General features: G+C 67.7%; 31 protein-coding genes and 1 other RNA gene. 10 read left to right on the plus strand and 22 right to left on the minus strand.

Annotated features, from left to right (window positions below; translation table 11 throughout):
* Nucleotides 1-116: 116 nt before the first annotated feature.
* The 9 genes from tolB to ruvC form a co-directional block, all read right to left on the minus strand.
* Entirely contained in the window at nt 117-1,415 is a 1,299-nt protein-coding gene (gene tolB, locus AC1RRV_RS15645; protein ID WP_492860583.1) for a Tol-Pal system beta propeller repeat protein TolB, read from the minus strand.
* A gap of 29 nt (nt 1,416-1,444) precedes the next feature.
* Nucleotides 1,445-2,251, minus strand: a complete 807-nt coding sequence (gene tolA, locus AC1RRV_RS15650) for a cell envelope integrity protein TolA (RefSeq protein WP_492860584.1) — start codon at nt 2,249-2,251, stop codon at nt 1,445-1,447.
* Nucleotides 2,252-2,258: 7 nt separating this feature from the next.
* Nucleotides 2,259-2,795 (minus strand): ExbD/TolR family protein, encoded by a 537-nt coding sequence (locus tag AC1RRV_RS15655; RefSeq protein WP_492860585.1) that lies wholly within the window; start codon nt 2,793-2,795, stop codon nt 2,259-2,261.
* A 4-nt stretch (nt 2,796-2,799) separates the two neighbouring features.
* Complete coding sequence (tolQ, locus tag AC1RRV_RS15660; protein WP_492860586.1) at nt 2,800-3,498, minus strand: protein TolQ; 699 nt, start codon at nt 3,496-3,498, stop codon at nt 2,800-2,802.
* 115 nt (nt 3,499-3,613) lie between these two features.
* The gene (gene ybgC / locus AC1RRV_RS15665) at nt 3,614-4,063 is read right to left on the minus strand and encodes a tol-pal system-associated acyl-CoA thioesterase (protein WP_492860587.1); all 450 of its coding nucleotides are present in this window, start codon (nt 4,061-4,063) and stop codon (nt 3,614-3,616) included.
* On the minus strand, nt 4,060-4,890 hold the full coding sequence (locus tag AC1RRV_RS15670) for an FtsW/RodA/SpoVE family cell cycle protein (protein ID WP_492860588.1): 831 nt from the start codon (nt 4,888-4,890) through the stop codon (nt 4,060-4,062). The genes ybgC and AC1RRV_RS15670 overlap by 4 nt, the downstream gene beginning before the upstream one ends.
* A 7-nt stretch (nt 4,891-4,897) precedes the next feature.
* Nucleotides 4,898-5,938 (minus strand): Holliday junction branch migration DNA helicase RuvB, encoded by a 1,041-nt coding sequence (gene ruvB / locus AC1RRV_RS15675; RefSeq protein WP_492860589.1) that lies wholly within the window; start codon nt 5,936-5,938, stop codon nt 4,898-4,900.
* Complete coding sequence (gene ruvA / locus AC1RRV_RS15680; protein ID WP_492860590.1) at nt 5,935-6,552, minus strand: Holliday junction branch migration protein RuvA; 618 nt, start codon at nt 6,550-6,552, stop codon at nt 5,935-5,937. The genes ruvB and ruvA overlap by 4 nt, the downstream gene beginning before the upstream one ends.
* The gene (gene ruvC, locus AC1RRV_RS15685; RefSeq protein ID WP_492860846.1) at nt 6,549-7,070 is read right to left on the minus strand and encodes a crossover junction endodeoxyribonuclease RuvC; all 522 of its coding nucleotides are present in this window, start codon (nt 7,068-7,070) and stop codon (nt 6,549-6,551) included. The genes ruvA and ruvC overlap by 4 nt, the downstream gene beginning before the upstream one ends.
* Nucleotides 7,071-7,191: 121 nt before the next feature.
* On the opposite strand from ruvC, the gene AC1RRV_RS15690 reads away from it, so the two are divergent.
* Nucleotides 7,192-8,616, plus strand: a complete 1,425-nt coding sequence (locus AC1RRV_RS15690) for a M20/M25/M40 family metallo-hydrolase (protein WP_492860591.1) — start codon at nt 7,192-7,194, stop codon at nt 8,614-8,616.
* A gap of 227 nt (nt 8,617-8,843) precedes the next feature.
* Nucleotides 8,844-9,125: a hypothetical protein gene (locus AC1RRV_RS15695; protein ID WP_492860592.1), complete on the plus strand. Its 282-nt coding sequence runs from the start codon at nt 8,844-8,846 to the stop codon at nt 9,123-9,125.
* A 4-nt stretch (nt 9,126-9,129) separates the two neighbouring features.
* Here AC1RRV_RS15695 and AC1RRV_RS15700 read toward each other — a convergent pair whose 3' ends face one another.
* The 3 genes from AC1RRV_RS15700 to AC1RRV_RS15710 all read right to left on the minus strand — a co-directional run bounded on the left by AC1RRV_RS15700 (nt 9,130) and on the right by AC1RRV_RS15710 (nt 11,721).
* Entirely contained in the window at nt 9,130-10,062 is a 933-nt protein-coding gene (locus tag AC1RRV_RS15700; RefSeq protein WP_492860593.1) for a nucleoside hydrolase, read from the minus strand.
* Nucleotides 10,063-10,112: 50 nt separating this feature from the next.
* A complete protein-coding gene (locus tag AC1RRV_RS15705) occupies nt 10,113-10,805 on the minus strand; it encodes an MgtC/SapB family protein (protein ID WP_492860594.1) in 693 nt (230 codons plus the stop codon).
* Nucleotides 10,806-10,965: 160 nt separating this feature from the next.
* Nucleotides 10,966-11,721 carry a YebC/PmpR family DNA-binding transcriptional regulator gene (locus AC1RRV_RS15710; RefSeq protein ID WP_492860595.1) on the minus strand — a complete coding sequence of 252 codons (756 nt, stop codon included), beginning with the start codon at nt 11,719-11,721 and terminating at the stop codon, nt 10,966-10,968.
* Nucleotides 11,722-11,886: 165 nt separating this feature from the next.
* Here AC1RRV_RS15710 and AC1RRV_RS15715 point away from each other — a divergent pair, with 165 nt between their 5' ends.
* Nucleotides 11,887-12,537 (plus strand): glutathione S-transferase family protein, encoded by a 651-nt coding sequence (locus AC1RRV_RS15715; protein WP_492860596.1) that lies wholly within the window; start codon nt 11,887-11,889, stop codon nt 12,535-12,537.
* Here the strand turns inward: AC1RRV_RS15715 and AC1RRV_RS15720 are convergent.
* The 7 genes from AC1RRV_RS15720 to AC1RRV_RS15750 all read right to left on the minus strand — a co-directional run bounded on the left by AC1RRV_RS15720 (nt 12,534) and on the right by AC1RRV_RS15750 (nt 16,154).
* Nucleotides 12,534-12,947, minus strand: coding sequence for an organic hydroperoxide resistance protein (locus tag AC1RRV_RS15720; protein ID WP_492860597.1), 414 nt, complete (start codon nt 12,945-12,947; stop codon nt 12,534-12,536). The two genes, AC1RRV_RS15715 and AC1RRV_RS15720, sit on opposite strands and share 4 nt — an antisense overlap.
* 82 nt (nt 12,948-13,029) lie before the next feature.
* Nucleotides 13,030-13,851 (minus strand): TIGR00282 family metallophosphoesterase, encoded by an 822-nt coding sequence (locus tag AC1RRV_RS15725; protein WP_492860598.1) that lies wholly within the window; start codon nt 13,849-13,851, stop codon nt 13,030-13,032.
* Between the two features lie 21 nt (nt 13,852-13,872).
* Nucleotides 13,873-14,481 carry a 5-formyltetrahydrofolate cyclo-ligase gene (locus AC1RRV_RS15730; protein WP_492860599.1) on the minus strand — a complete coding sequence of 203 codons (609 nt, stop codon included), beginning with the start codon at nt 14,479-14,481 and terminating at the stop codon, nt 13,873-13,875.
* Nucleotides 14,482-14,494: 13 nt separating this feature from the next.
* Entirely contained in the window at nt 14,495-15,016 is a 522-nt protein-coding gene (locus AC1RRV_RS15735; RefSeq protein WP_492860600.1) for a methyltransferase family protein, read from the minus strand.
* Between the two features lie 30 nt (nt 15,017-15,046).
* A non-coding RNA gene (ssrS, locus tag AC1RRV_RS15740) (6S RNA) lies at nt 15,047-15,209 on the minus strand.
* Between the two features lie 192 nt (nt 15,210-15,401).
* Nucleotides 15,402-15,728: a cell division protein ZapA gene (locus AC1RRV_RS15745; RefSeq protein ID WP_492860601.1), complete on the minus strand. Its 327-nt coding sequence runs from the start codon at nt 15,726-15,728 to the stop codon at nt 15,402-15,404.
* 3 nt (nt 15,729-15,731) lie between these two features.
* Complete coding sequence (locus AC1RRV_RS15750; RefSeq protein WP_492860602.1) at nt 15,732-16,154, minus strand: hypothetical protein; 423 nt, start codon at nt 16,152-16,154, stop codon at nt 15,732-15,734.
* 300 nt (nt 16,155-16,454) lie between these two features.
* Between AC1RRV_RS15750 and gap the strand changes: the two genes are divergently transcribed.
* The 6 genes from gap to AC1RRV_RS15780 all read left to right on the plus strand — a co-directional run bounded on the left by gap (nt 16,455) and on the right by AC1RRV_RS15780 (nt 21,145).
* A complete protein-coding gene (gap, locus tag AC1RRV_RS15755) occupies nt 16,455-17,462 on the plus strand; it encodes a type I glyceraldehyde-3-phosphate dehydrogenase (RefSeq protein ID WP_492860603.1) in 1,008 nt (335 codons plus the stop codon).
* A 62-nt stretch (nt 17,463-17,524) separates the two neighbouring features.
* On the plus strand, nt 17,525-17,752 hold the full coding sequence (locus AC1RRV_RS15760) for a DUF7660 family protein (protein WP_492860604.1): 228 nt from the start codon (nt 17,525-17,527) through the stop codon (nt 17,750-17,752).
* Nucleotides 17,753-17,782: 30 nt separating this feature from the next.
* Entirely contained in the window at nt 17,783-18,973 is a 1,191-nt protein-coding gene (locus AC1RRV_RS15765; protein WP_492860605.1) for a phosphoglycerate kinase, read from the plus strand.
* Between the two features lie 127 nt (nt 18,974-19,100).
* Nucleotides 19,101-20,192, plus strand: a complete 1,092-nt coding sequence (gene fba / locus AC1RRV_RS15770; protein WP_492860606.1) for a class II fructose-bisphosphate aldolase — start codon at nt 19,101-19,103, stop codon at nt 20,190-20,192.
* 152 nt (nt 20,193-20,344) lie between these two features.
* Nucleotides 20,345-20,641 carry a hypothetical protein gene (locus tag AC1RRV_RS15775; protein WP_492860607.1) on the plus strand — a complete coding sequence of 99 codons (297 nt, stop codon included), beginning with the start codon at nt 20,345-20,347 and terminating at the stop codon, nt 20,639-20,641.
* A complete protein-coding gene (locus AC1RRV_RS15780) occupies nt 20,642-21,145 on the plus strand; it encodes a hypothetical protein (protein ID WP_492860608.1) in 504 nt (167 codons plus the stop codon).
* A 34-nt stretch (nt 21,146-21,179) separates the two neighbouring features.
* Here AC1RRV_RS15780 and AC1RRV_RS15785 read toward each other — a convergent pair whose 3' ends face one another.
* The 3 genes from AC1RRV_RS15785 to AC1RRV_RS15795 form a co-directional block, all read right to left on the minus strand.
* A complete protein-coding gene (locus tag AC1RRV_RS15785) occupies nt 21,180-21,851 on the minus strand; it encodes a DUF1109 domain-containing protein (protein WP_492860609.1) in 672 nt (223 codons plus the stop codon).
* A 161-nt stretch (nt 21,852-22,012) separates the two neighbouring features.
* Nucleotides 22,013-22,657, minus strand: coding sequence for an anti-sigma-F factor NrsF (gene nrsF / locus AC1RRV_RS15790; RefSeq protein WP_492860610.1), 645 nt, complete (start codon nt 22,655-22,657; stop codon nt 22,013-22,015).
* On the minus strand, nt 22,644-23,183 hold the full coding sequence (locus tag AC1RRV_RS15795) for a sigma-70 family RNA polymerase sigma factor (RefSeq protein ID WP_492860611.1): 540 nt from the start codon (nt 23,181-23,183) through the stop codon (nt 22,644-22,646). Before AC1RRV_RS15795 ends, nrsF begins: the two co-directional genes overlap by 14 nt.
* Before the next feature lie 217 nt (nt 23,184-23,400).
* Between AC1RRV_RS15795 and AC1RRV_RS15800 the strand changes: the two genes are divergently transcribed.
* Nucleotides 23,401-23,679 carry a BufA1 family periplasmic bufferin-type metallophore gene (locus tag AC1RRV_RS15800; protein WP_492860612.1) on the plus strand — a complete coding sequence of 93 codons (279 nt, stop codon included), beginning with the start codon at nt 23,401-23,403 and terminating at the stop codon, nt 23,677-23,679.
* Nucleotides 23,680-23,745 lie beyond the last annotated feature (66 nt).

A 23,745-nucleotide genomic window follows, 5' to 3' on the forward strand; every position in this document is an offset into this window, starting at 1 on the left:
TCAGAAGCTAGCCAGTCGGTGCGGATTCACTTCCAGCGCGAATACGCTGGTCCTGAAGCCTCAACGCTCGCGCTTGGGCCGAGGTTGCTCGGAAGCCTAGCGGAACTCCGTGTCAATCAGTCGAGCAGCGGCGACCAGGCCGGGTCGGAACCCGAACCGCCATAGGCCGCCGGCCGCAGGATCCTGCCGGTGATGTCCACCGTCCAGAGCTTGGGATTGCCGCTCGCCCCCTCGCGGAAGAACATCAGCACGCGGCCGTTCGGCGCCCAGGTCGGGCCCTCGTCCAGATAGCTGGTGGTCAAGAGGCGCTCGTCGCTGCCGTCGGCGCGCATGACGCCGATGTGGAACTGGCCGCCCGTTTGCTTGGTGAAGGCGATGAAGTCGCCGCGCGGGCTCCAGACCGGGGTGGTGTAGCGGCCGCCGCCGTACGAGATGCGGCGCACGCCCGAGCCGTCGGTGCCCATCACATAGAGCTGGGCCTGGCCGCCGCGGTCGGAGTTGAACACGATCCGCGAGCCGTCCGGCGAGAACGACGGCGAGGTGTCGATCGACGGGTCGGTGGTGATGCGCGTTGAGGCGCGGCTGCGCAGGTCCATCAGATAGATGTCGCTGTTGCCGGCCTTCTCGACCGAGAACGCCACCTTGCTGCCGTCCGGAGAGAAGCGCGGGGCGAACACCATGCCCGGGAACTTGCCGACCGTTTCCTGGCGGCTGGTCTCGAGATTCAGCAGATAGATCGACGACCCCGTCGGCCGCAGGGCCATGTAGGTCAGTTCCTGGCTGGTCGAGCTGAAGCGCGGCGTCATCACGATGTACGAGCCGTCGGTCAGGTACTGCGGGTTGGCGCCGTCCTGGTCCATGATCGCCAGGCGCTTGACGCGGGCCAGCTTGGGACCGCTCTCGGCGACGAAGGCCACGCGGGTGTCGAAATAGCCCTTCTCGCCGGTCAGCCGCTCATAGACGGCGTCACTGATCTTGTGGGCCACCCGGCGCCAGTTGTCGGGCGTCGAGCTGAACTGCAGGCCCAGCAGTTGCTGCTGCGAGAACACGTCCCACAGGCGGAAGTCGACGCGCAGGCCGCCGTCGGGGCCGACCGTGACCTGGCCGTTGATCAGGGCCTGGGCCCCCGTGGCCTGCCAGTCTGGGAAGCGCGGCTGGACGTTGACGTCGGCCAGCTTGTCCGGAACGCCCGCCACGTTCAGCGGCTGGAACAGGCCCGAGCGCTCGAGATTGCCCGTGATGACCTGGGCGATCTCGGCCCCGCGATTGGCGCCGGAAAAGGCCGGAATGGCGATCGGCAGCGGCTTGACCGCGCCGGAATTGATGTCGACCTCGATCTGCGCGGCCGCCGGAGAGACGAAGGCCGCGCCGCCCAACAGGACGGCGGCCATGAGCACCAGGGCTTTCAAGCGCATTGGGGTCTCCTTCTTCTGGCTTCTGGGCCTCAACGCGAACAAGCCTGTTTTGCGTTGAAGTTCAGGGCGATTTTCTGACCGTACAGCTCCGACGGCAGGTAGGCGAACGGCGAAGCGGCGAACAGGGCGCGAATGGCGCGGTCGGACGCGGCCTTCACGACGGGATCGGGCGAGGTCGTGCCCGGCGATTCCGGCTGCCCGACGACGCGGCCGCCCGGCCCGATCACGAACACCACGCGGACATTGACGTTGGCGCCGCCCTCGACCTCGCAATTGGGGTTCCAGCGGTCCTGGACCTCGCCCTGCAGGCGGCCCAGGGCGGCGGCCGAAAGACCCGTGGCCGCGCCCATGGCCGGACGGGCCGAGACCGAGGTCTCCGCACGGGCCGGGCCCTTGGGGGCGCTGGCGGTCGGCTTGCCCGTCGCCTTCTTGGTCTTGGCGATCGAGGCCTCCAGCGAGGCGAAGAAGTCGTCGCTCTTCTTCTGCTGAGTCGGCTTCGTCGGGGTCTGGCTCGGCGTGGGCTTGGGGACCGGCGTCGGCTTGGGCGGCGCCGCGGCGGGCGTCGGGGTCGGGGCGGGCGTCGGGGCCGGCGGCTGAGGCGTGGCGTCCTGGGTCGGGTCCGGCGTCTGGGCCGTCTGTTCGACCGGCGCTTCCTCGGCCGGCCGCACATTGGTCGGGCCGTTGGTGACGATGGTCACCGGCACGGACTCGCCGATGGTGATCGGTTCGGACTTCTTCCACGGCAGGCCGAACACGATCAGCGCCGCCACGGCTCCGTGCAGCGCGATCGAACCCAGCAGGCCCGGAGAAACCGTCTGTTCGCGGCGGGCGCTCATGCGGCCCCTACTGCGCGGGCCGCAGGTCGCCCGAGCCCTCCGGCTGAGCGTCGCGCGGGGCCGAGCCAGGAGAACTGGGACCCGAGGAGGGGCCGCCCGTCTCGGTGATCAGGTTGATCTTGCTGAAGCCGGCGTTCGACAGACCCGCCATCACCTGGGCGACGACCGAATAGGTCGCGCCGCCGTCGGCGCGGACGAAGATCGGCTTGTCGTAGCCATCCCCGGCGATCGCCGTGAGGCGCGGCGCCAGGTTCTCGAACGGGATCTCGGTCTCGCCGACGAAAATGTGCCCATCCTTGCGGATCGAGACGGTGATCGGCTCTTCCTGGTTCTGCAGGGCGGCGGCCTCGGTCTTGGGCAGCTCCAGCGGCACGCCGGCGGTCAGCAGCGGGGCGCTGATCATGAAGATGATCAACAGCACCAGCATCACGTCGACCAGCGGGGTGACGTTGATCTCGGACAGCGCCCCGCGCGAGCGGCGGCCCCGCCGGCGGCGGCCCCGCCCGCTATTGGTGGCGAAGGCGTCGTTGGACGACATCGACATGGGGTCAGACCCGCTCGGCCAGGCGACGCTGGATCGCGGTCGACAGGTCGTCGGCGAAGCCTTCCAGGCGACCGGCGTACTTGCCCGCGTCGGTCGAGAACTTGTTGTAGGCGATATAGGCCGGGATGGCGGCGATCAGGCCGACGGCCGTGGCGAACAGGGCCTCGGCGATCGACGGGGCGACGACCGCCAGCGAGGTGTTCTTCGAGATCGCGATGTTCTGGAAGGCGTGCATGATGCCCCAGACCGTGCCGAACAGGCCGATGAACGGGCTGGCGGTGGCGACAATGGCCAGGCTGCCCAGGCCTTCCTCGACCTTGGCGCTCTCGCGGGCGATCGTGGTGTCCATGATCCGGTCGATACGGGCGACCAGGAAGGCGGCCTGGTTCTCGGTCAGGTTCCCGCGCGCCTTGGCCTCGCGCCATTCCTTCAGCGCCGCCTGCAGCATGCGCGGCAGGGCGTGACGCGGGTTGGCGCCGGCCTCGCCCGCCACATCCTCCAGCGAACGACCGCCACTGACCTGGTCCTCGAACCGGTCGGCGGCGCGGTTCAGCGCCGAGAAACGGAAAAGCTTGTCCAGGATCACGGCCCACGAGCCCAGTGAAGCCAGGATCAGACCGACCATCACGGCCTTCACGACCCAGTCGGCCTGCATGAACAGGGCAAAGAACGAGAAATTAGGGGCGGCGGCGGCGGCGTCCATTCGGGATAGGCTCCGTTGGGGCGTCTGGTCAGGACTTGAGTGCGCCGTATGGCATGAAGCAGCGCTTGGGTGAAACTATGTCAATCGTCGAGCGATCCCGAAAAACGATGTGATCCTAGTCTTCGGGCGCCAGCCAGGACTCCAGTTGCGCCCTCATTTCGGCGGTCGGCTTGCGCGGACGGCCGTCCAGGGTGATGCAGACCGCCTCGCCCTTGGCCTCGACCAGCACCTCGTCGCCGCGGGTGATCTTCTGGCTGACATACAGCCGCGCGCCCTTCACCCGGTCATAGGTCGTGCGCACCAGCAGGGCGTCGTCGACCCGCGCCGAGCGCTTGAAGTCCAGCTCCATGCGGATGATGGCGAAGGCGGTGTCGGCCTTGGCCAGCTCGGTGTGCGAGATGCCGACCAGCCGGAAGAAGTCGCTCCGCCCCCGCTCGAAATAGCGCAGGTAGTTGGCGTGATAGACGATGCCCGAGAAGTCGGTGTCCTCGTAATAGATCCGGACGGGCAGCTGATGCTCGCGGCCGGAGAACACGCCGGCGGTGGGTTCGGGCGGGGTCGTCATGGGCGGGCCTCGTCGCGGGGTCGCCCCGAGATGGACGCCAACCCGATCGAAATCAACCATCCCAACACCGGCGATGCGCCCGCTCCGATGACGGACGCGGGGTAGTTGGCGACCAGATTGGCAAGGACGAAGCCGGCCCAGGCGGCGGCCAAGGCCAGGGTGACGGATGTTCGGCGCCGCCAGAGCATGGCGACCGGGAGCATGATCAGGGCCAGTGTGGCCAGGGAGCCGACCGTCGGCGATGTCTCGAAGGCGCGGCGCACCACGAGTTCGACATGGTTCACCGCTGGCAGCGGGTCGACACGGCTCAGCGCCCAGGCCGCGCACACCGCGCCGACCAGCACCAGCACCGCCGCCACGCGGCGCTTGGCCTTGTCGACCAGGGCCACGACGCCGAGGGCCAAGCCCAGGGCCAGGACGGCGGCCGCGTCGGGTTGGGCGGCCAGTACGACGAGGAGCCCGGCGAGCAGCACGGCGGCGATCATGTCTAGACGGTGGGCCGCGGTCCAGGCCGCCAAGGGGACCAGCAGCGAGGCGGCGTGCAGCTGGATCGGCCCCAAGGCGACCCAGCGACGGACACCCTCCATCGAGACGCCGGCGAGCAGGATCCAGGTCTCGGCGGCAAGGATGAGGGCGAGGAGGACGAGCCCGACCATGCGTCCCGGCGGTCGGACAACCCAGCCCACCGCGAACGCCGCCAGAGCTCCAACTACACCGGCGACCAGTTGCAGGATCACCGCCGAGGACGAGCCACCCGCCCCACGAATGGCCAGGGCTGAGATGGCCAGAGTGGTGAAGACCTGAAAGGCGAGGGCGATCTTGCGCATGCCAGTCCTACTCGTCGAACAAGGCCCCCTGCGCCTGCCCCGGCGGGGCGGCGGGCGGGGTCAGGCCCAGGTGGAGATAGGCCTTGCCGCAGGCCATGCGGCCACGCGGGGTGCGCTGGATGAAGCCCTGCTGCATCAGATAGGGCTCGATGACGTCCTCGACCGCGTCGCGGGCCTCGGCGATGGCGTAGGCCATGGTCTCCACGCCCACCGGGCCGCCGCCGTAGTTCTCGATCATCGAGCGCAGGTAGCGGCGGTCGAGGCTGTCGAGGCCGACCTCGTCGACTTCCAGGCGGGCCAGGGCCATGCCCGCGGCCTTGCGGTCGATGACCGTCGCGCCGTCGGCGGTGGCGAAGTCGCGGACCCGGCGCAGCAGGCGGCCGGCGACGCGCGGCGTGCCCCGGGCGCGGGCGGCGATCTCGGCCGCGCCGTCCTCCGACAGCGGTGCGCCCATCTTGCGGGCCGCGCCCAAGAGCACGTGCTTCAGCTCGGCGTGGGTGTAGAATTCAAGGCGAATGGGGATGCCGAAACGGTCGCGCAGCGGCGTCGCCAGCATGCCCGCCCGTGTCGTCGCCGCCACCAGGGTGAAGGGCGCCAGGTCGATGCGGATCGAGCGCGCCGAGGGGCCCTCGCCGATCACGAGGTCCAGCACGTGGTCCTCCATGGCCGGATAGAGGATCTCCTCGACGTTCGACGACAGCCGGTGGATCTCGTCGATGAACAGGACATCGTTCGGCTCGAGGTTGGTCAGGATCGCGGCCAGATCGCCGGGCTTGTTCAGCACCGGGCCGGAGGTGGCGCGGAAGTTCACGCCCAGCTCGCGGGCGACGATCTGGGCCAGGGTGGTCTTGCCCAGGCCCGGCGGGCCGAACAGCAGCACGTGGTCCAGGGACTCGCCCCGGCCCTTGGCGGCTTCGATGAAGACGCGGAGATTGCCCTTGGCCTGCTCCTGACCGACGAACTCGGCCAAGGTCTGGGGCCGCAGGGCCCGGTCGGTGCTCGGGACTTGGTCGCCGTGCTGAGGGTCGCCGGAGATGATGCGGGTCATCGACCCAGCTCCTGCAAGCCCGCCTTGATCAGGGCCTGCACGGTCGCCTCTTCACCCAGCTGAGCGGCGGCGCCCTCGACCACGCGACGAGCATTCACCTCGGCCACGCCCAGGCCCATCAGCGCCGCGACGGCGTCACCGGTCGGCGCCGGCTTTGACTTCGTCGGCGCCGCGCCCGAGGTCGGCGCGGTCATCAGCACCGGCCCGTCGGTGATCGGCTTGTCCTTCAGTTCGGTGACGATGCGCAGGGCGAGCTTGGGGCCGACGCCATTGGCGCGGCCGACGGCGGCCTTGTCCTCGCGCGCGACGGCGCTGGCCAGTTCGGCCGGCGACAGCACGTCCAGCACCGCCATGGCGGCCTTGGGCCCGACGCCCTGGATGGCCTGCAGCAGCACGAAGGCCTTGCGGTCCTCGCGCGTACCGAAGCCGTAGAGGCGCAGGCCGGCGCTTTCGCTCCACTGGCTCTCGATGTGCAGCAGGGTCTCGTCGCCCAGGGCCGGCAGGCGCGAGAGCGTGCGGTGGCCGCAGCGGACGACGTAGCCGACGCCCATGACGTCGATCAGGGCCTCTTCCTCGCCGACCTCGGCGACGGCGCCTCTGAGCCGTCCAATCATGCCACCCTCCGGTTGGCGACGCGCAGGTTGGCGTGGGTGATGGCGACGGCGAGAGCGTCAGCGCAGTCGGCCGTGGTCTTGCCGGCGGTCGGCAGCAGGCGCGCGATCATGAAGCCGATCTGGGCCTTGTCGGCGGCGCCGGTGCCGACCACCGCCTTCTTGACCAGGCGGGTGGAATATTCGGCGACCAGCAGGCCGGCGCGGGCCGGGGCGATCAGGGCGGCGGCGCGGGCGTGGCCCAGCTTCAGGGTCGACTGGGCGTTGGTGTTGAGGAACACCTCCTCGACCGCCGCTTCGTCGGGCCTGTGCCGCTCGATCACCGCGCAGATGCCCTCGAACAGATGCAGCAGGCGCTGGGCGAAATCGGCCTTCTCGTCGGGAACGATGACCCCGTGGGCGACATGGCTCATGCGGGAGCCCTCGACCGTCAGCACGCCCCAGCCGGTGCGGCGCAGGCCGGGATCGAGCCCGAGAATTCGGATAGGCGTGCGATTCATGTTCATCATGTGTTCTCGCAACATCGCCTGTTCCGCGCCTCAGGAAAAGCCCCTGTATTGCTAACGACCGGTAAACGACGGGCCCTTGCGCGCGAGCGCTTTGCGGGCTCTCTTTCCGGTCAAGTTCATTGGGAGATGATTGATGCGTCTGGCGGGATTGATGACGACGGCGGCTTTGCTGGCCCTGCCGGTGATGGCGAGCGCGCAAACGGCCGAGCCGCCCAAGACCGTCCGCCCCGACCAGCTGGCCTTCCGCGACCTCTACAAGGAGCTGGTCGAGATCAACACCACCCTGTCGGTCGGCTCCTGCACCGCCGCCGCCGAGGCCATGGGCGCGCGACTGAAGGCGGCGGGCTTCGCGGCCGACGACGTCAAGGTGATGGTCGCCGACGGCCACCCGAAGGAGGGCAGCCTGGTGGCCGTCCTGCGCGGAACCGACGCCAAGATGAAGCCGATGCTGCTGCTGGCCCACATCGACGTGGTCGAAGCCAAGCGCGAGGACTGGACCCGCGATCCGTTCAAGCTGGTCGAGGAGAACGGCTATTTCTTCGGGCGCGGCACGTCGGACGACAAGGCCCAGGCGGCCATCTGGGTCGACAGCCTGATCCGCCTGAAACAGGCCGGCTACAAGCCTGCCCGCGACATCAAGATGGCCCTGACCTGCGGCGAGGAGAGCGAAGGCTTCAACGGCATCGAGGACTTGCTGAAGAACCACCGCCCTCTGGTCGACGCGGAGTTCGCCCTGAACGAGGGCGCCGACGGCCTGCTGGACGAGAAGGACAAGCCGGTGGTGCTGGAGGTCCAGGCCGGCGAGAAGGTCTATCAGGACTTCACCCTGACCGTGACCAATCCGGGCGGCCACTCCAGCCGGCCCGTGCCCGCCAACGCCATCTACCAGCTGACCGCCGCCCTGAACCGCATCGGCGCCTACGGCTTCCCGGCGCGCTTCAACGACGCCACGCGCGGCTATTTCACCCGCATGCAGGCGCGCGTCACCCCGGTCCAGGCGGCGGGCATGAAGGCCCTGGTCGCCAATATCAACGATGAGGCCGCTCTGAAGAGCGTGACGGCCGACCCGATGTGGAACTCGATGCTGCGCACCACCTGCGTGGCCACCATGGTCAATGCCGGCCACGCGCCCAACGCCCTGCCCCAGCGCGCCACGGCCAACGTCAACTGCCGTATCCTGCCCGGCACCCCGGTCGAGGAGGTCCGCGCCAAGCTGACCGAGCTGGCCGGCGATCCGGCCATCGCGGTGACCCTGGCCCACGAGCCCAACAGCGTCTCGCCGCCGCCGCCCCTGACGCCCGCCATCATGGGTCCGATCGAGAAGGAAGCCGCCAAGCTGTGGCCCGGCGTGCCGATCGTGCCGATCCTGCTGACCGGCGCCACCGATGGCGTCCATACGAACGCGGCGGGCATCCCGACCTACGGCGTCTCGGGCCTGTTCGGCAGCTCGGACGGCGACGGCATCCACGGCCTGAACGAGCGCATGCGGGTCAAGTCGCTCTACGAGGGCCGCGACTTCCTCTACGCCCTGATCAAGGACTATGCGGGCGGGAAGTAGTCCGCTTTCTCGCCTTCACATAATCTCGTCATCCCGGAAGCCTCGACGAGGCTATCCGGGACCCAGGGGCAACCGTAGTGCGGCGGCCCTGGGTCCCGGCTCTCCGCTTCGCTGCGGCCGGGATGACGAGAATAGTGGCTGTCAGCGTTGGCGCGTGCATTTCCACTTAGGCTGTTGCGCGGCGAAGCGGCCTCCCTATCTCCTGCCCAACGACAAGGGAGACGCCGATGGTCAGCACGTCGGACGATGGGATCCTGACCGAGTACATGGTCAGCTACTGGTCGATGAAGCACGAGAAAGTCGAGCGCCCGACCAAGCTCCTCGAGACCCTCTACATCACCGAGCGCTACCAGGCCGGCGACGATCTGAGGGCGGCCCGTTCGCGCTACGATCACGCGGTGTGGAACGGCGTGCCGGTCGACGAGATGGACCAGCGCCTGGCCAATCTCGACCAGTTCATGCGGGATCTCGTCCGCGAGCGGGCGGCCCAGTGGGGCCAGCCGCACTAGGGACCTAGGCCGCTTCCACGGCGCCCCAGCCGAACAGGCCGCCGATGATCATCCGCTTGACGGCGGCCACGTCCAGCCCCGTGCAGACCTCGGCGTTGGGCGCGCCGTCGATGCGGTCGATGCGGCCCTGATGTTCTCCGTCGACGACCACCCGCAGGCGGGCGGGCTCGAAGGTGAAGAGCTGGGGCGCGACCAGGCTGGCGGCGGTCACGGCGTCGTGCGGCCGGCAACCCTCCCCGCCCCAGACCTGCTGGTGGAAGGCGATATAGGGCCCTGCGGCCTTGGTCAGGCGCGCCGACAGCGGCGAGCCGCAGCAGACCGCCCCCTTGGCCAGATCCTCGGCCGTGACGGTGACCTGGTGGCTGACGTCCAACGTGACCAGGCGCGGCATGACCCCACCGTCCAGGGTGCGCTGCAGGGCCTCCGGATCGCTCCAGCTGTTGAAGTCGGCGCCGCCGTGGGCCTTGCCCGTAACCTCGAAGGCGCCGGCCATGATCGTCGGTCGCCAGTCGCGGAAGGCGGCGGGGTCCTCCAGCAGGCTCTTGGCCAGGTTGGTCAGCGGCCCCAGGAACAGGCCGGCGACCTTGCGGCGGGCGGCGAAGGCCAGGAAATTGGCGGAATGGCCGCGCTCCAGCTCGGGCAGCTTCCAGCGCTGGGAGAAGCCGACGCCGTTGAGGCCGTCGACACCGTGAGCCGGCCGCATCCGCTCGACCCGGCGGCGCGCCAGGCCCGCTCCCGCGCCAATATAGACCTCGGCCCCGCAGCCGGCGAGGCGCAGCACGCCCCGGGCATTCGCCGCGGCCTGATCCACGTAGGTGTTGCCGAACACGGCGGACACCGAGACTACCTCGACAGCCTGCCGCGCGCGCGCCATCAGGGCCAACGCCAGGGCGTCGTCCACGCCGCAGTCGGTGTCGATGTGAACCCGCAGAACCATGGCGGCAGTCTAGCCGGGCCCTGTGACGGGGAGAAGATCAGTCCTTGGCCTCAGTCCTTCCTGGGCAGGATGTCGAACTCGACCCCGCGCGGGTCGTCCCGCAGCCGATGGGCCACCTCGCGCAGCCGCAGCGAACCCTGGCCGGAGAACGCGCCCGCCAGTTCGAACACCGCCCCGCCGTCGCGCAGGCAGTGATTCAGTCGCTCGCCCTCGAGGTCGTATTGGGCCAGCAGGGTCCGAAGCTCCTCCTCGTCGAGCGGCGTCTCGCGGCGCGAGCGGACGCGGACCTCGGTGAAGTTCTTCTGCGGCATCTTGCGGTCCAGCCAGCGCGCGGCGCTGAGCGTGACCACCGCCAGCGCCGTGCCCAGGATCGCCAGGCCATAGAGCCCGACGCCGAACAGCGTGCCGATCGCCGAAGTTATCCACAAAGAAGCGGCCGTGGTCAGGCCATGCACCGAGGCGCCCTGCTGGAAGATCACCCCGCCGCACAGGAAGCCGACCCCGGTCAGCACGCCATGGGCCATGCGGACCGGGTCGATGCGCAGGGCGCCAGCGGCGTCTTCGGGCATCCACCGCACCTGATGCACCGCGGCCAGCATCAGCAGGGCCGAGGCCAGGCAGACCAGGACATGGGTGCGCAGTCCCGCGGGCCGGGCGCGATACTCGCGCTCGAAACCGATCACGCCGCCGGCGAGCACGGCGCCGAGGATGGGAAGGAGGTCGGAGGGAGCCAGCCAGTCCATGCCGGCTGTAACGAGCGGGAGGGCGTCAGGGCTCCCCTGCCGAAAGATCGTGCGTCCTTCGAGGCCCGCTGCGCGGGCGCCTCAGGATGAGGAAATCAGTACGATAGATCCTCATCCTGAGGTGCTCGCCCTAGGCGAGCCTCGAAGGACGCAATGTAGATCAGCCCAGCTTGGCCAGGTCTTCGTCGCTGATGTCTTCGTTCGAGTAGACGTTCTGGACGTCGTCGTCGTCGTCCAGCAGGTCGAGCAGCTTCATCAGGGTGGCGACGCTGTCGCCGGTGACCGGCACCTGCATCTTCGGGCGCCAGGCGATCTTGGTGTTCGACGCCGGGCCGAACTTGGCTTCCAGGGCGGCGGCCACTTCGTTGAGGCTTTCGAAGGCGGTGTAGACGGTGTGGCCCTCGCCTTCCTCGTCCATGTCCGAGGTGACGTCGTCGGCGCCGGCCTCGATGGCGGCTTCCATCATGTCGTCTTCCGACGCGGCCTTGCCCGGGTAGGTGATCTGGCCGACGTGATCGAAGTTGAAGGTCACCGAGCCGGTGGCGCCCATGTTGCCGCCGATCTTGGTGAAGTAGGACCGGACATTGGCGGCGGCGCGGTTCTTGTTGTCGGTCAGGACCTCGACGATGATCCCGACGCCGCCGGCGGCGACGCCTTCATAGCGGATTTCCGAATAGTCGGCCGCGTCGCCCATCTGCGACTTCTTGATCGCGCGGTCGATGACGTCCTTGGGCAGGCTTTCGGCCTTGGCGTTGTTCACGGCCAGGCGCAGGCGCGGGTTCATCGCCGGATCGGGCAGCCCCGCCTTGGCGGCCACGGTGATTTCCCGTGACAGCTTGGAGAACAGCTTCGAGCGCGCGGCGTCGGCGCGGCCCTTGCGGTGCATGATGTTCTTGAATTTCGAGTGGCCGGCCATTCGGAGGCTCTGTCTCTGGTCTGAAAATGGAGTGTCGGCGCTTCTAGCGCCCGCGCGCGGGTTTTGTCACCCCCAAGGGGCGCGGCGAGGAGGACCCGAGCGAGGGTTGCGAACCGCGCGGCGCGATGATAGTTAGGCAAAGACTTAAGTATCTGGAGCGATCGTATGAGCCTGACATTTCATGGCCACCCGCTGTCTTCGTTCTGCTGGAAGGTGCTGATCGGCCTCTACGAGAACGACATCGCGTTCGAGAACGCGATGGTCGACCTGGGCGATCCGGCCAAGCGCGCGGCGTTCCTGACGTTGTCGCCCATGGGCAAGATGCCGGTCCTGCGTGATGACGGCCGCGACGAGACGGTGCTTGAGACCAGCGTCATCCTCGACTATCTCGACGCCCATTATCCGGGCCGAGTGCGTTTCGTTCCGCAGAACCCGGACTTCGCCTGGCGGATGCGGTTCTGGGACCGGTTCTTCGACCACTACGTCCATCACCCGATGCAGAGGATCATCGCCGACCGCCTGCGTCCGCCCCAGGCCAAGGACGGTTTCGGGGTCGACGAGGCCTATGCCCAGCTGGCCACGGCCTGCGATCACGTGGAGCGGGAGCTGGCCGACGGCCGGACCTGGATGCTGGGTGACTTCGGCCTCGCCGACTGCGCCGCCATGCCCGCCTTGTTCTATGCCAACAAGGTGCAGGCGCTGGCGGACCGCTGGCCCAACGCCCTGGCCTATCTGGAACGGCTGAAGGCCCGGCCCTCGGTTCAGCGGGTGCTGACCGAGGCCGAGCCGTTCTTCCAGTATTTCCCGGAGGGCTAGGCGACCTTCAACACGACGTCGATGTTGCCGCGCGTGGCCCGCGAATAGGGACAGACCTCGTGGGCGGCGTGCAGCAGCGTCTCCGCCGTCTCGCGATCCAGCTCGGGGGCGGTCAGGGTCAGGCGCGCGCCGATGTGGAAGCTGGTGTCGTCCTTGATCAGGTCGATCTCGGTGTCGAGGCTGTGCTCGCCCAGCTTGACGCCCTGGTTGCGGGCCACCAGGCCCAGCGCGCCCAGGAAGCAGGCGCTGTAGCCGGCCGCGAACAGCGATTCCGGATTGGTGCCGTCGCCGCTGCCGCCCATCGATTTCGGATAGGCCAGCTTGACGTCCAGGTGGCCGTCGTCGGCCTTTGCGGTCCCGTTGCGTCCGCCCACGGCGTGGGCGTGGGCGGTGTAGATGGCGTCGGTCATGAGAGAGCTCCGAGGGCTGAGGATCGGATCATGCGACCCGATCCATGACAGCGGCAAGCGGAGCAGGATTGAACGAATTCGCCTAGAGCGTCGGGATGCTCTGCTGCAGACGTCCGCCCACCCGGATCGGCTCGACCCTTACGGCCAGACCGGTGCGATCGTCGGTCTCGACGAACACGCCGCACACCGTCGCCGGACCCGAGGCGGGGGTATAGCGCCCGCCGCTGATCTTGGTGGTGAAGCGGCGCAGGGGCTCGTCCTTCTGGTTGCCGATGACGCTGTCATAGTCGGCGCAGGCGCCGGCGTCGGTCTGGTAGGCGGTGCCGCCCGGCAGGACCTGGCAGTCTGCGGTCGGGACGTGGGTGTGGGTGCCCACGACCAGCGAGGCGCGGCCGTCGCAATAGTGGCCCATAGCCATCTTTTCGGAGGTCGCCTCGCAGTGCATGTCGACGATCACCGCGTCGGCCACCTGGCCCAGCGGCGCCTTGTCCAGCTCGCGGTCGGCGGCGGCGAACGGGTCGTCCATGGCGTCCATGTGGACCCGGCCCAGCAGGTTCACCACGAAGACCGTCTTGCCCGACTCCGTCTGGAACAGATGGCTGCCGCGCCCCGGCGCGTCGGACAGGATCGGATAGTTGGCCGGGCGGATCAGGCGCGGCTCACGGACGATGTAGGTCAGGGCCTCGCGCTGGTCCCAGCTGTGATTGCCCAGGGTCAGGCAGTCGGCGCCGGCCTCGAACAGCTCGCGGGCGGTGTTTTCGGTGATGCCGAAGCCGGCCGCGGCGTTCTCGGCGTTGATGATCACGAACTCGAGGGAGAGCCGGCGGCGAAGATCGGGCAGATGGTCGGCCAGGCCGTCACGGCCCGACTTGCCGACGACATCGCCGAAGAAGGCGAAACGCATCGATAGTCCTTAAGCAGGCCGTCAGCGGCCCATGTCTTTGACGGTCCTATACTCTTTTTCGGTGAGAATGGCGTCCAGCCTTTGATCGTGCGGCTCCTGCGGCAAATTCTCCGCCTGCTGGCCGCTATAGGCCAGACCCAGGACGTAGACGCGCTTGCGGGCGCGCAGGGCTTCCAGCGCCCGGTCGTAATAGCCGCCCCCCTGCCCCAGGCGCACGCCGTCGGCCTGGAAGGCCAGCAGCGGCGTGATCACCAGATCGGGCTCCAGCACGGGCTGCCCCGGCGGCGGGGAGCGCAGTCCGATGGCGTCGTGGACCAGGGGCTGGGTCGGGTCCCAGGCGCGAAACACCATGTGGCCGGCTTCGGCGTCCTCGACCGCCGGCAAGGCCAGGATCCAGCCGGCCTCGCGCATCTGGTCGGCCAGGATGCGCGGCGACACCTCCGAACCCAGGCCGTGATACAGCGCCGCCACCTTGCCGGCCGGATTCGGGAACAGCCTGGCCAGGGGCTCGCGCGCCACCTCGGCGATCATCCAGTCGGCCTCGGGGTGCTCCAGGGCCAGCTGCTTACGCTGGTTGCGCAGGAAGACGCGCAGGGCGGTCTTGGCCACGACGGGGTCGGAGATCGTCATGTCGCCTGAAATGTCACTCCGAGGGCGCGGCCGCAACCTCTCCCCGCCACGGCTTGAGGCGCGGTAGCCAGCGCGGCACGGCCGCGCGGTAGGCGTTGTAGCTGGCGTGATCGGCCGACAGGCGCGGCTCTTCGTAGAAGACGACGAACAGATGCATGGCCAGCCACGCGGCTCCGCCATAGGCCAGCGTCGCGGCGCTGCCGAACAGCAGGCCCTGGCCCAGGATCAGGCTGACCACCGCCACGTACATGGGATTGCGCACGAACCGGTACGGCCCGCTGGCCACCAGGCCTTCTGTCGGCGCGATCGGGGCGGGCGTGCCGCGTCCCTCCCAGGCGAACCGGGCGAAGGCGTCCAGCAGCAGGAGGGCGGCAGGGATCATCAGGGCGACGCCCAGCCAGCGCAGCGGCTCAAGCCCCAGCAGGGCCGGCTGGAATGTCCAATGGCTCAGGAGATAGGGGACCAGTCCCGCCACCACACCTGGCGCGGCGAACAGGAAGACGATCGTGCCCAGAACCGAACGTGCGCGCCCCATGGGCTCATCCGCTTTGGGAGGAAGAAAGGTGGCGGCGCCGCGAAGAACCGTGAAGACGTTTCAATCCACTCGAACCTGTTAGTTACAGGTGGGCCCCGTGTTCCCGCAGCCACGGCCACGGGAGGGAACAGGTCCCGATAGAGAGATTAAGGTCCCTGGGAATAGAAATCTTCGACGAGAGCCACAGCAAGACCCGCCGCTGAACAATATAGGACTTCGGAGGTGGGAAAGCCAGGGGCGAGCATGTCGCGGGCGCGATCGAGATGCTCCCCCGCGATGCGGGGGAGCTGTCGCGGAGCGACTGAGGGGGCGAGCTGGACGCACGCCGCGTTAGCCCCCTCCGGCCCTCTGGGCCACCTCCCCCAAACAGGGAGGATCTAACACCCTACTCCGCCGCCAGCTTCTCGATCTTCTCGGCCGCGGCGTCCAGAGCGCGGATGGCGGCGATCTCGGCCTTGGTGCCGTCCTGCTGCATGCGGACGATCTCGCTGGTGGCGTGGGCCAGCCGCAGTTTCATGTCCGACAGCTCGTCGGCCAGCAGCAGGGCCCCCATCAGGAAGAGGCGGGTCTCGCCCAGCTGGCCCACGTCCGAGCTGACCTGGCGAACCTGGCGGTCGAACAGGCGGGCCAGTTCGGCCAGGTGCGGCTCCTGGCCGTCCTCGCAGCCGACCATGTAGGGGCGGCCGTTCACATGGATGGTCACCTGCGACATGGCTCAGGCCTCCTCGGGATCGTCGAACAGGTCCAGGTCCTCGGCCGGCGCGGACGCGTGGCCTTCCTGGACATCGTCGTCGTGCTCGTGGTCGTCATTGGCCACGGCCTCGTCGCCCAGGGCGGCGCGGATCTCGGCGATGGCGCGGCCCAGGGCCACCGAGGCCTGCTCGCCGGCCTCCTCCAGCGCCTTCTCGCGTTCGCGAGCGGCTTCCAGGTCGGCCACCAGGCGGGCGCGCTCGTCGTCCCCAAGAGGTTCCGGGAACAGGCTCGGCTCGGCGGCCGGAACAAGCGACGTCACGGGCGCGGCGGCGAGCGCGCGCGCGGCCTCGGCGGCCTTGGCCGCCAGGCGCTGTTCCAGCTGGCTCACGGCCCGCTCCAGGCGGCGCACGGCCAGGTCGAGGGCCGTACCGTCGGCCGGGATCATCGGCGATTTCCAATCATGCAACGCAACATATAGGTCAGGGTCGTCTATGCCATACGGCGGGGCGACAATTGGGCGAAGCCCAGCCCATAGCAGCATTTGGCGCCGCCTGTCCGCGCCCCGGACCCGCTCTTCCCCACATTTGCGAGCAGACGGGTGGCCGGAAAGCGACCGCTTTCAGCTATACCCCTCGCGATCTCAGTTTCTCGGGCCTTGACTTCGCGTCTTTCCCCCGCAAAACGCGCAACGAAATAGGGAACGTCGGTCGAGCGCGGCCGGCGGCCATAATCAGGAGAACGACCCATGGCTCTTCGCGTCGCCATCAACGGCTTCGGCCGCATCGGACGTCTGGTCCTGCGCTCCATCGCCGAGCATGGCCGCCGCGACATCGAGGTCGTCGCCATCAACGACCTGGGTCCGGTCGAGACCAACGCCCACCTCCTGCGCTACGACAGCGTCCACGGCCGGTTCCCGGGCGTCGTGACCTCGGGCGAGGACTGGATCGACGTCGGCATGGGCAAGATCAAGGTCACGGCCATCCGTGACCCGAAGGACCTGCCGCACAAGGACCTGGGCGTCGACATCGCGTTCGAGTGCACCGGCATCTTCACGACCAAGGAAAAGGCCAGCGCCCACCTGGCCGCCGGCGCCAAGCGCGTCCTGGTCAGCGCCCCGTGCGACGGCGCCGACCAGACCATCGTCTACAAGGTCAATGACGACGTGCTGAGCGCCGCCGACCTGGTGGTCTCCAACGGTTCGTGCACCACCAACTGCCTGGCCCCGATCGCCAAGGTCATCCACGACCTGGTCGGCATCGAGCGCGGCTACATGACCACGATCCACAGCTACACCGGCGACCAGCCGACGCTGGATACGATGCACAAGGATCTCTATCGCGGTCGCGCGGCGGCCCTGTCGATGATCCCGACCTCGACCGGCGCCGCCAAGGCCCTGGGCCTGGTCCTGCCGGCCCTGAAGGGCAAGCTGGACGGCAGCTCGATCCGCGTCCCGACGCCGAACGTCTCGGTCGTCGACCTGAAGTTCGTGCCCAGCCGCGAGACCACGGTCGCCGAGCTGAACGCCGCCCTGGTCGCCGCCGCCGAAGGCCCGCTGAAGGGCGTCCTGGGCGTCACCGACGAGGCCCTGGTCTCGACCGACTTCAACCACATCGCCGCCAGCTCGACGGCGGCCCTGGCCCAGACCCAGGTCATCGAAGGCAAGCTGGGCCGCGTGCTCAGCTGGTACGACAACGAATGGGGCTTCGCGACCCGCATGAGCGACACCGCGCTCGTGATGGCAAAGTTCCTCTAAGGACCAAAGCACTGCCCCGGCGACCACCGTCTCCGGGGCGGACTTTTTATGGATCAGGCTCCATGTCGGACGTTTCGCCCGAAGAATTGACGACGCGCGAAGACTTCCTCGCGTTCGTTCAACGCTTGCGGCGGGATCTGGCGACGAACGGCGATGACGTCGCCAACGTCACGCTGGACGACTTCCTCGAAGCCCTCGGAGCCTGGGCCAAGGACTCGGCTCAGGACGGTCTTCCCGAGAGTTGGCGTCTCGCCGCCAAGCTGCTGCATGCCGGCCTGTTCTACGAATGACATTCAGTCGGCGATCATAGGATCACACCCATGCCCTTCCGCACCCTCGACACCGCCGACCTCGCCGGCAAGCGCGCCCTGGTCCGGGTGGACTTCAACGTCCCCGTCGACGGCGGAAACATCACCGACGACACCCGCCTGCGCTCGGCCCTGCCGACCATCGCCTACCTGTCCAAGCAAGGCGCCAAGGTCATCCTGCTGGCCCACTTCGACCGCCCCAAGGGCAAGGTCGTGCCGGCGATGAGCCTGGCCTTCGTGGCCGAGCCCCTGAGCAAGCTGCTGGAACAACCGGTCGCCTTCGCCTCGGACTGCGTCGGCCCCGCCGCCGCCGACGTGATCGACGGCCTGGAGAACGGCGGCGTCGCCCTGCTGGAGAACGTCCGCTTCCACGCCGGCGAAGAGACGAACGACGCCGCGTTCGCGGCCGCCCTAGCCGCCAACGGCGACGTCTATGTCAACGACGCCTTCAGCGCCGCCCACCGCGCCCACGCCTCGACCGAAGGCCTGGCCAAGCTGCTGCCGGCCTATCCGGGCCTGGCCATGCAGCGCGAGCTGGAAGCCCTGGACGCGGCGCTCGGCAAGCCGAAGAAGCCGGTGATCGGCATCGTCGGCGGCTCCAAGGTCTCGACCAAGCTGGACCTGCTGAACAACCTGGTCGCCAAGCTGGATCGCCTGGCGATTGGCGGCGGCATGGCCAACACCTTCCTGTTCGCCCAGGGCCACGACGTCGGCGGCTCGCTCTGTGAAAAGGACCTGGCCGACACCGCCCGCGAGATCATCGAGAAGGCCAAGGCGGCCGGCTGCGAACTGCTGCTGCCGATCGACGTGGTCGTCGCCAAGAAGGTCGCTCCTGGTGTGGAAACCGCTGTCCGTCCGCTGGACGGCGTGCAAGCCGACGACCTGATCCTCGACGCCGGCCCGGAGAGCGCCAAGCGCCTGCTGGCCGCCATGGACCAGAGCCTGACCCTGATCTGGAACGGCCCGCTGGGCGTGTTCGAGGTGCCGCCGTTCGACGCCGCGACGGTCGCGGCGGCGAAACATGCCGCGTCTCTCGCCAAATCGGGTAAGATCGTGGCCGTGGCCGGCGGCGGTGATACGGTGGCGGCCCTGAACCACGCGGGCGTGTCGGCCGATTTCACCTTCGTCTCGACCGCTGGCGGCTCGTTCCTCGAATGGATGGAGGGCAAGACGCTCCCGGGCGTCGCGGCTCTCGAATCCTGACATAATTCTGGCGCGGATCCTTCGGGGTCCGCGTTCCGCCTACTGACGACCTGGGCAAAGAGCGCTTCAGCGCCGGGCCCCAAAAACAAGAAACGACAAACCACTTCACGCTTGCAGGAGAAATTACGTGGCTCGCATCACGTTGCGACAGCTGTTGGACCATGCCGCCGAGCATGAGTACGGACTGCCCGCCTTCAATATCAACAACATGGAACAGGGCCTGGCGATCATGGAGGCGGCCGACGCCGTCAACTCGCCGGTCATCATCCAGGCCTCGCGCGGCGCGCGGAACTACGCCAACGACATCATGCTGGCCAAGATGATCGACGCTCTGGTCGACATCTACCCGCACATCCCGGTGTGCATGCACCAGGACCACGGCAACGGCCCGGCGACCTGCGCCACGGCGATCCAGTACGGCTTCACCTCGGTGATGATGGACGGCTCGCTGATGGAGGACGCCAAGACCCCCGCCACCTACGAGTACAATGTCGAGGTCACCCGCAAGGTGGTCCAGATGGCACACAGCTGCGGCGTCTCGGTCGAGGGCGAGCTGGGCGTGCTGGGCTCGCTGGAGACCGGCATGGGCGAGGCCGAGGACGGCCACGGCTTCGAGGGCAAGCTCTCGCACGACGAGCTGCTGACCGATCCGGACCAGGCGGTCGAGTTCGTTCAAGCCACCGGCGTCGACGCCCTGGCCATCGCCATGGGCACCAGCCACGGGGCCTACAAGTTCACGCGCAAGCCGGACGGCGACGTCCTGGCCATGAACGTGATCGAGGAAATCCACCGCCGCCTGCCCAACACCCACCTGGTGATGCACGGCTCGTCGAGCGTCCCGCAGGATCTGCAGGACATCATCAACCAGTACGGTGGCGAGATGCCCCAGACCTGGGGCGTGCCGGTCGAGGAGATCCAGCGCGGCATCAAGCACGGCGTGCGCAAGATCAATGTCGACACCGACAATCGGATGGCCATCACCGGCGCGGTCCGCAAGGTGCTGATGGAGAAGCCGCACGAGTTCGACCCGCGCGCCTATCTCAAGCCCGCCAAGGACGCCATGCGCCAGGTCTGCCAGGCCCGCTTCGTCGAGTTCGGCTCGGCCGGCCACGCCGACAAGATCAAGGCGATCCCGACCTCGGTCATGGCCAAGCGCTACGCCGCCGGCGAGCTGAACGCCAAGTTCGGCGCCGGCGCGGCCAAGGCCGCCGCCGAGTAAGCGTTCGGTCTATCGGAAATGACAGGGGCCTCCCGGAGCGATCTGGGAGGCTCTCTGCGTTTCACGCCTTTGCAGAGTCTCGCAAATCAGAATCCAGATCGAAGTGTTTCATTGCCGTTGGTTGAGAGGCAACTCTGCACTAAGTTACCCTAATGACTCTGATGCTCGCTCCAGCGGACCAAATTCGAGAACTTGTGCTCGATTCCACCAAAGACTTAAAACCCGCCGTCAATGTGATAGACGCCGAGGTCAAGGAGGTTGTTGGGTCTGATGAAGAGCCCGCACTCTTAATTGTTCTGCGTGTAGAACATCAAAAGTCGGAAAAAGAATGGACAATTTCGCGAGTTCGCATGATTCAAAAAATCAGAGATGAACTCGTAAACTCCGGCGACCATCGATATCCTTTTGTTACCATTCTCACTGGATCAGAATGGGAAAATAGCAAGTAAATGATAGATCCGCGCCACCTCCTGGCCGTCGCGGAAGAATTGGCCGCGCGGAAAAAGAAAGGAAAGCCAAATCAAACCATTTTGAGAAGATCGGTTTCAACATCCTACTATGCACTTTTTCACTACTTATTGCAGAGCGGGTCCGACACTCTCATCGGAAAACGAAACAGGAAGACGGCGCGTTACGCGCTAATATATCGCTCATTTGAACACGGCCGGATGAAGCAGATATGTCAATCTGTCGACAAGCCAGCCCTTGCGCAAAGGGAGAAGACAGCTCTTGGCGTTGAAGCAATTCAGCAAGAACTGCGCGACGTTGCAAACATCTTCGTTCAGCTCCAAGAACGACGACATTGGGCAGACTATTCGCCTCGCGATAAGATCAGCCGTTCGGACGCGATAGACTTGGTCAATCAGGCCGAATTCGCCATGACACAGCTCGACGCTTGTCCGGCAGAGCAGCGGAAAGATTTTCTTACCCTGCTAATGACCTCTTCCAGATAGCAACGGCCAACTTCTCACCCCTACTCGACCGCCCTTACTCCGTCGGCAAAGACCGTCGGCGGCGGCGGGCGAGCAGCTTGATCGCGCCGGCCCCGATCCCGCCGCTCAGCAGCATCGCCAAGGTGAACCAGGGGCCGACGAACGTGTAGGTCCCCTGCCAGCAGTGCAAACCGTCGACCGTCGCCGCCACGCCCCCGCAAAACAGTCCGCAAGCAAAGCCGGTCGGCGCGGGGCGCTCCAGATCGACGTCGCGAAGGCCCACGATCGTCAGCGCCAGCATCGGCGCGGCGAGGACCAGGATATTGCCCAGGCAGACCGCGCCGTCGGGCCACATCAGGGTGTTGAACTCGGCCCCGCTCATCGGCCAGGCCTGCATGCCGCCGGCGATCAGCATGGCGCTGGCGAAAGCCCCCGCAACCGCCAGCGCCATACCCGCCCCTGGTCGCCCCCTCGCGAGCCAAGTAGCGGTCACCAGGGCGCAACCGGCCACCGCCGCCGGATAGGTCGCCTTGATCCAGAAGAAAGCCTGGCCCGCCGCTTCCGGCAGGTCCTGGCGCGGGTTCAGCCATAGCAGGATGATCAGGACGCCCGCCAAGGCGCCCGCCGCCGCGATCTCGACCAGTCGCCACGGCAGGGTGGCGACCGACCAGATATGCGCACCCGTCCCCGCGCCGCCCCCCGGCGCGAGCGTCTCGTCGATCGTCACGCGTCTCTCCCCACAGAGCCGTATGGCGGTTGAAGCAGCGCCTATCGCGTCTCATTCGCGAAAAGCGGCGGCACTTCAGTGGCGGAACGTCGTTTTGTCAACCGACCTTAGGGCGACGGAACAAAGTTTGATCGACGACGGGGCGGTTCGTCACGGTTGCGCTACCATCGCAACACCCATCGCCCGATCAGCGCGCCCAAGGCGGCGACCATCAGGACGCCCAGGCTGTACCACAGGGCCACGAAGGTGAAGGTGTTCTCCGGGCAGTGCAGACCATAGACCGTGGCCGCCACCCCGCCGGCGAACAGGCCGGTGGCGAAGCCGGCCAGGGTCGGACGGGTCGGGGCCATGCCGCGCACGGCCCACAGGCCCAGGGCCAGCATCGGCAGACCCAGGATCAGAATGTAGGGGCTGCACCGGGTCCAGGAATGGCCGCGCAGCATGTGCAGGGCGTGGGCGACGTCCGGACTGGTCAGGGCCTGGACGGTCCCGGCCAGGGCGAAGACGGCCAGGGCCGCGCCGCCCAGGATCCAGCCCCGCCGGCCCGAACCCGCCGGCCGCGCCAGCCGCTCGATCGCCAGATAGCCGGCCACGCCCAGCACGCCGGTATAGAGCGCCTTCATCCAGAACATGCCGCCGCGCATGGCCTGCATCAGGTCGTGGCGGGTGTGCAGCCAGGCGAGCACCAGGACGAGGGCCGCCAGGGCGCCCAGCCCCGCGACCAGGGCGAAGCGGCGGGGCGGGGCGACGACAGCCGAACGGCCGGCGTCCGAGGCCAGGGCGTCGATCAGGTCATCCGTCCGCACGGCGCATCCTTTCGGCCAGGGCCTTCAGCGCCCGGTGCAGGGCGACCTTGGCGGCTCCCTCGGAAATACCCGCGCGAGCGCCCGCCTCGGCGAGACTGAGACCCGTCAGCTTGACGTCGGAAATCAGGAGCCTCTGCTTCTCGGGAAGGCTGGCCAGAGCGCGATCGAGCTCAAGCCCGACACCCGGCTCGGGTTCGTCCGCGGCGAGGAACTCGATGTGATCCTCGATCGGCAGGGTCTGGCGGACCTTCCGCCGCCGCCAGTGATCGATCAGCTTGTAGCGCGCCACCGCGTGCGCCCAGGCGGTGAACGACTGGGCGCTGTCCCAGGTCGACCGCTTGAGATGCACCGCCAGCAGCGTCTCCTGCACCAGATCCTCCACATCGCCTGACGCGCCGGACATCCGCCGCGTGAAATAGGCGCGAAGCCGGACACCCAGAACGGCCAGACACTCGCGGTAGGCGGCGGCGTCGCCATCCAGCCCGCGCAGCATCAGCGCCTTCAAACGGGTTTCGGTATCCGTCACGCCATCCCCTATTCGCGCGCGAGGCCCGGATGGTTACACGCGCCGGCCCCGCGCCGGAACCGCCCGAAACACGTCGCCGAAATTTTGTTCCCGCCGTTTTTTGTTTTCTGGCCGGTGTAACCTTTGGCGGCGCCGTTCCGTACTTCCCCTCGACCGGGTGGCGCGACAAGCCGCTTCGGCGTGAAACGCCTCAAGAAACGCATCAAGGAGAAACCCCATGAACCGCACCGCTTCCGCCGCCCTGGCCGCTGTCTTCGCCCTGTCGGCCGGCGTCTCGATGGCCGTCGCCGACGAGCACAAGACCAAGGGCGACACCGAGAAGTGCTACGGCGTGTCCAAGGCCGGCGAGAACGACTGCAAGGCTGGCGCGGGCACCTCGTGCGCCGGCAGCTCGAAGGTCGACTACCAGGGCGACGCCTGGAAGATGGTCCCCAAGGGCACGTGCGCCACGATCAAGACGCCGAAGGGCATGGGTTCGCTGACCCCCAAGGCCTGATCCACAATCTCGTCGCCATCCCGGTCTCAGCGTAGCGGAGAGCCGGGATGGCGAGCGTTGGAGACG

Source organism: Caulobacter sp. GW821-FHT11E10 (assembly GCF_058808375.1).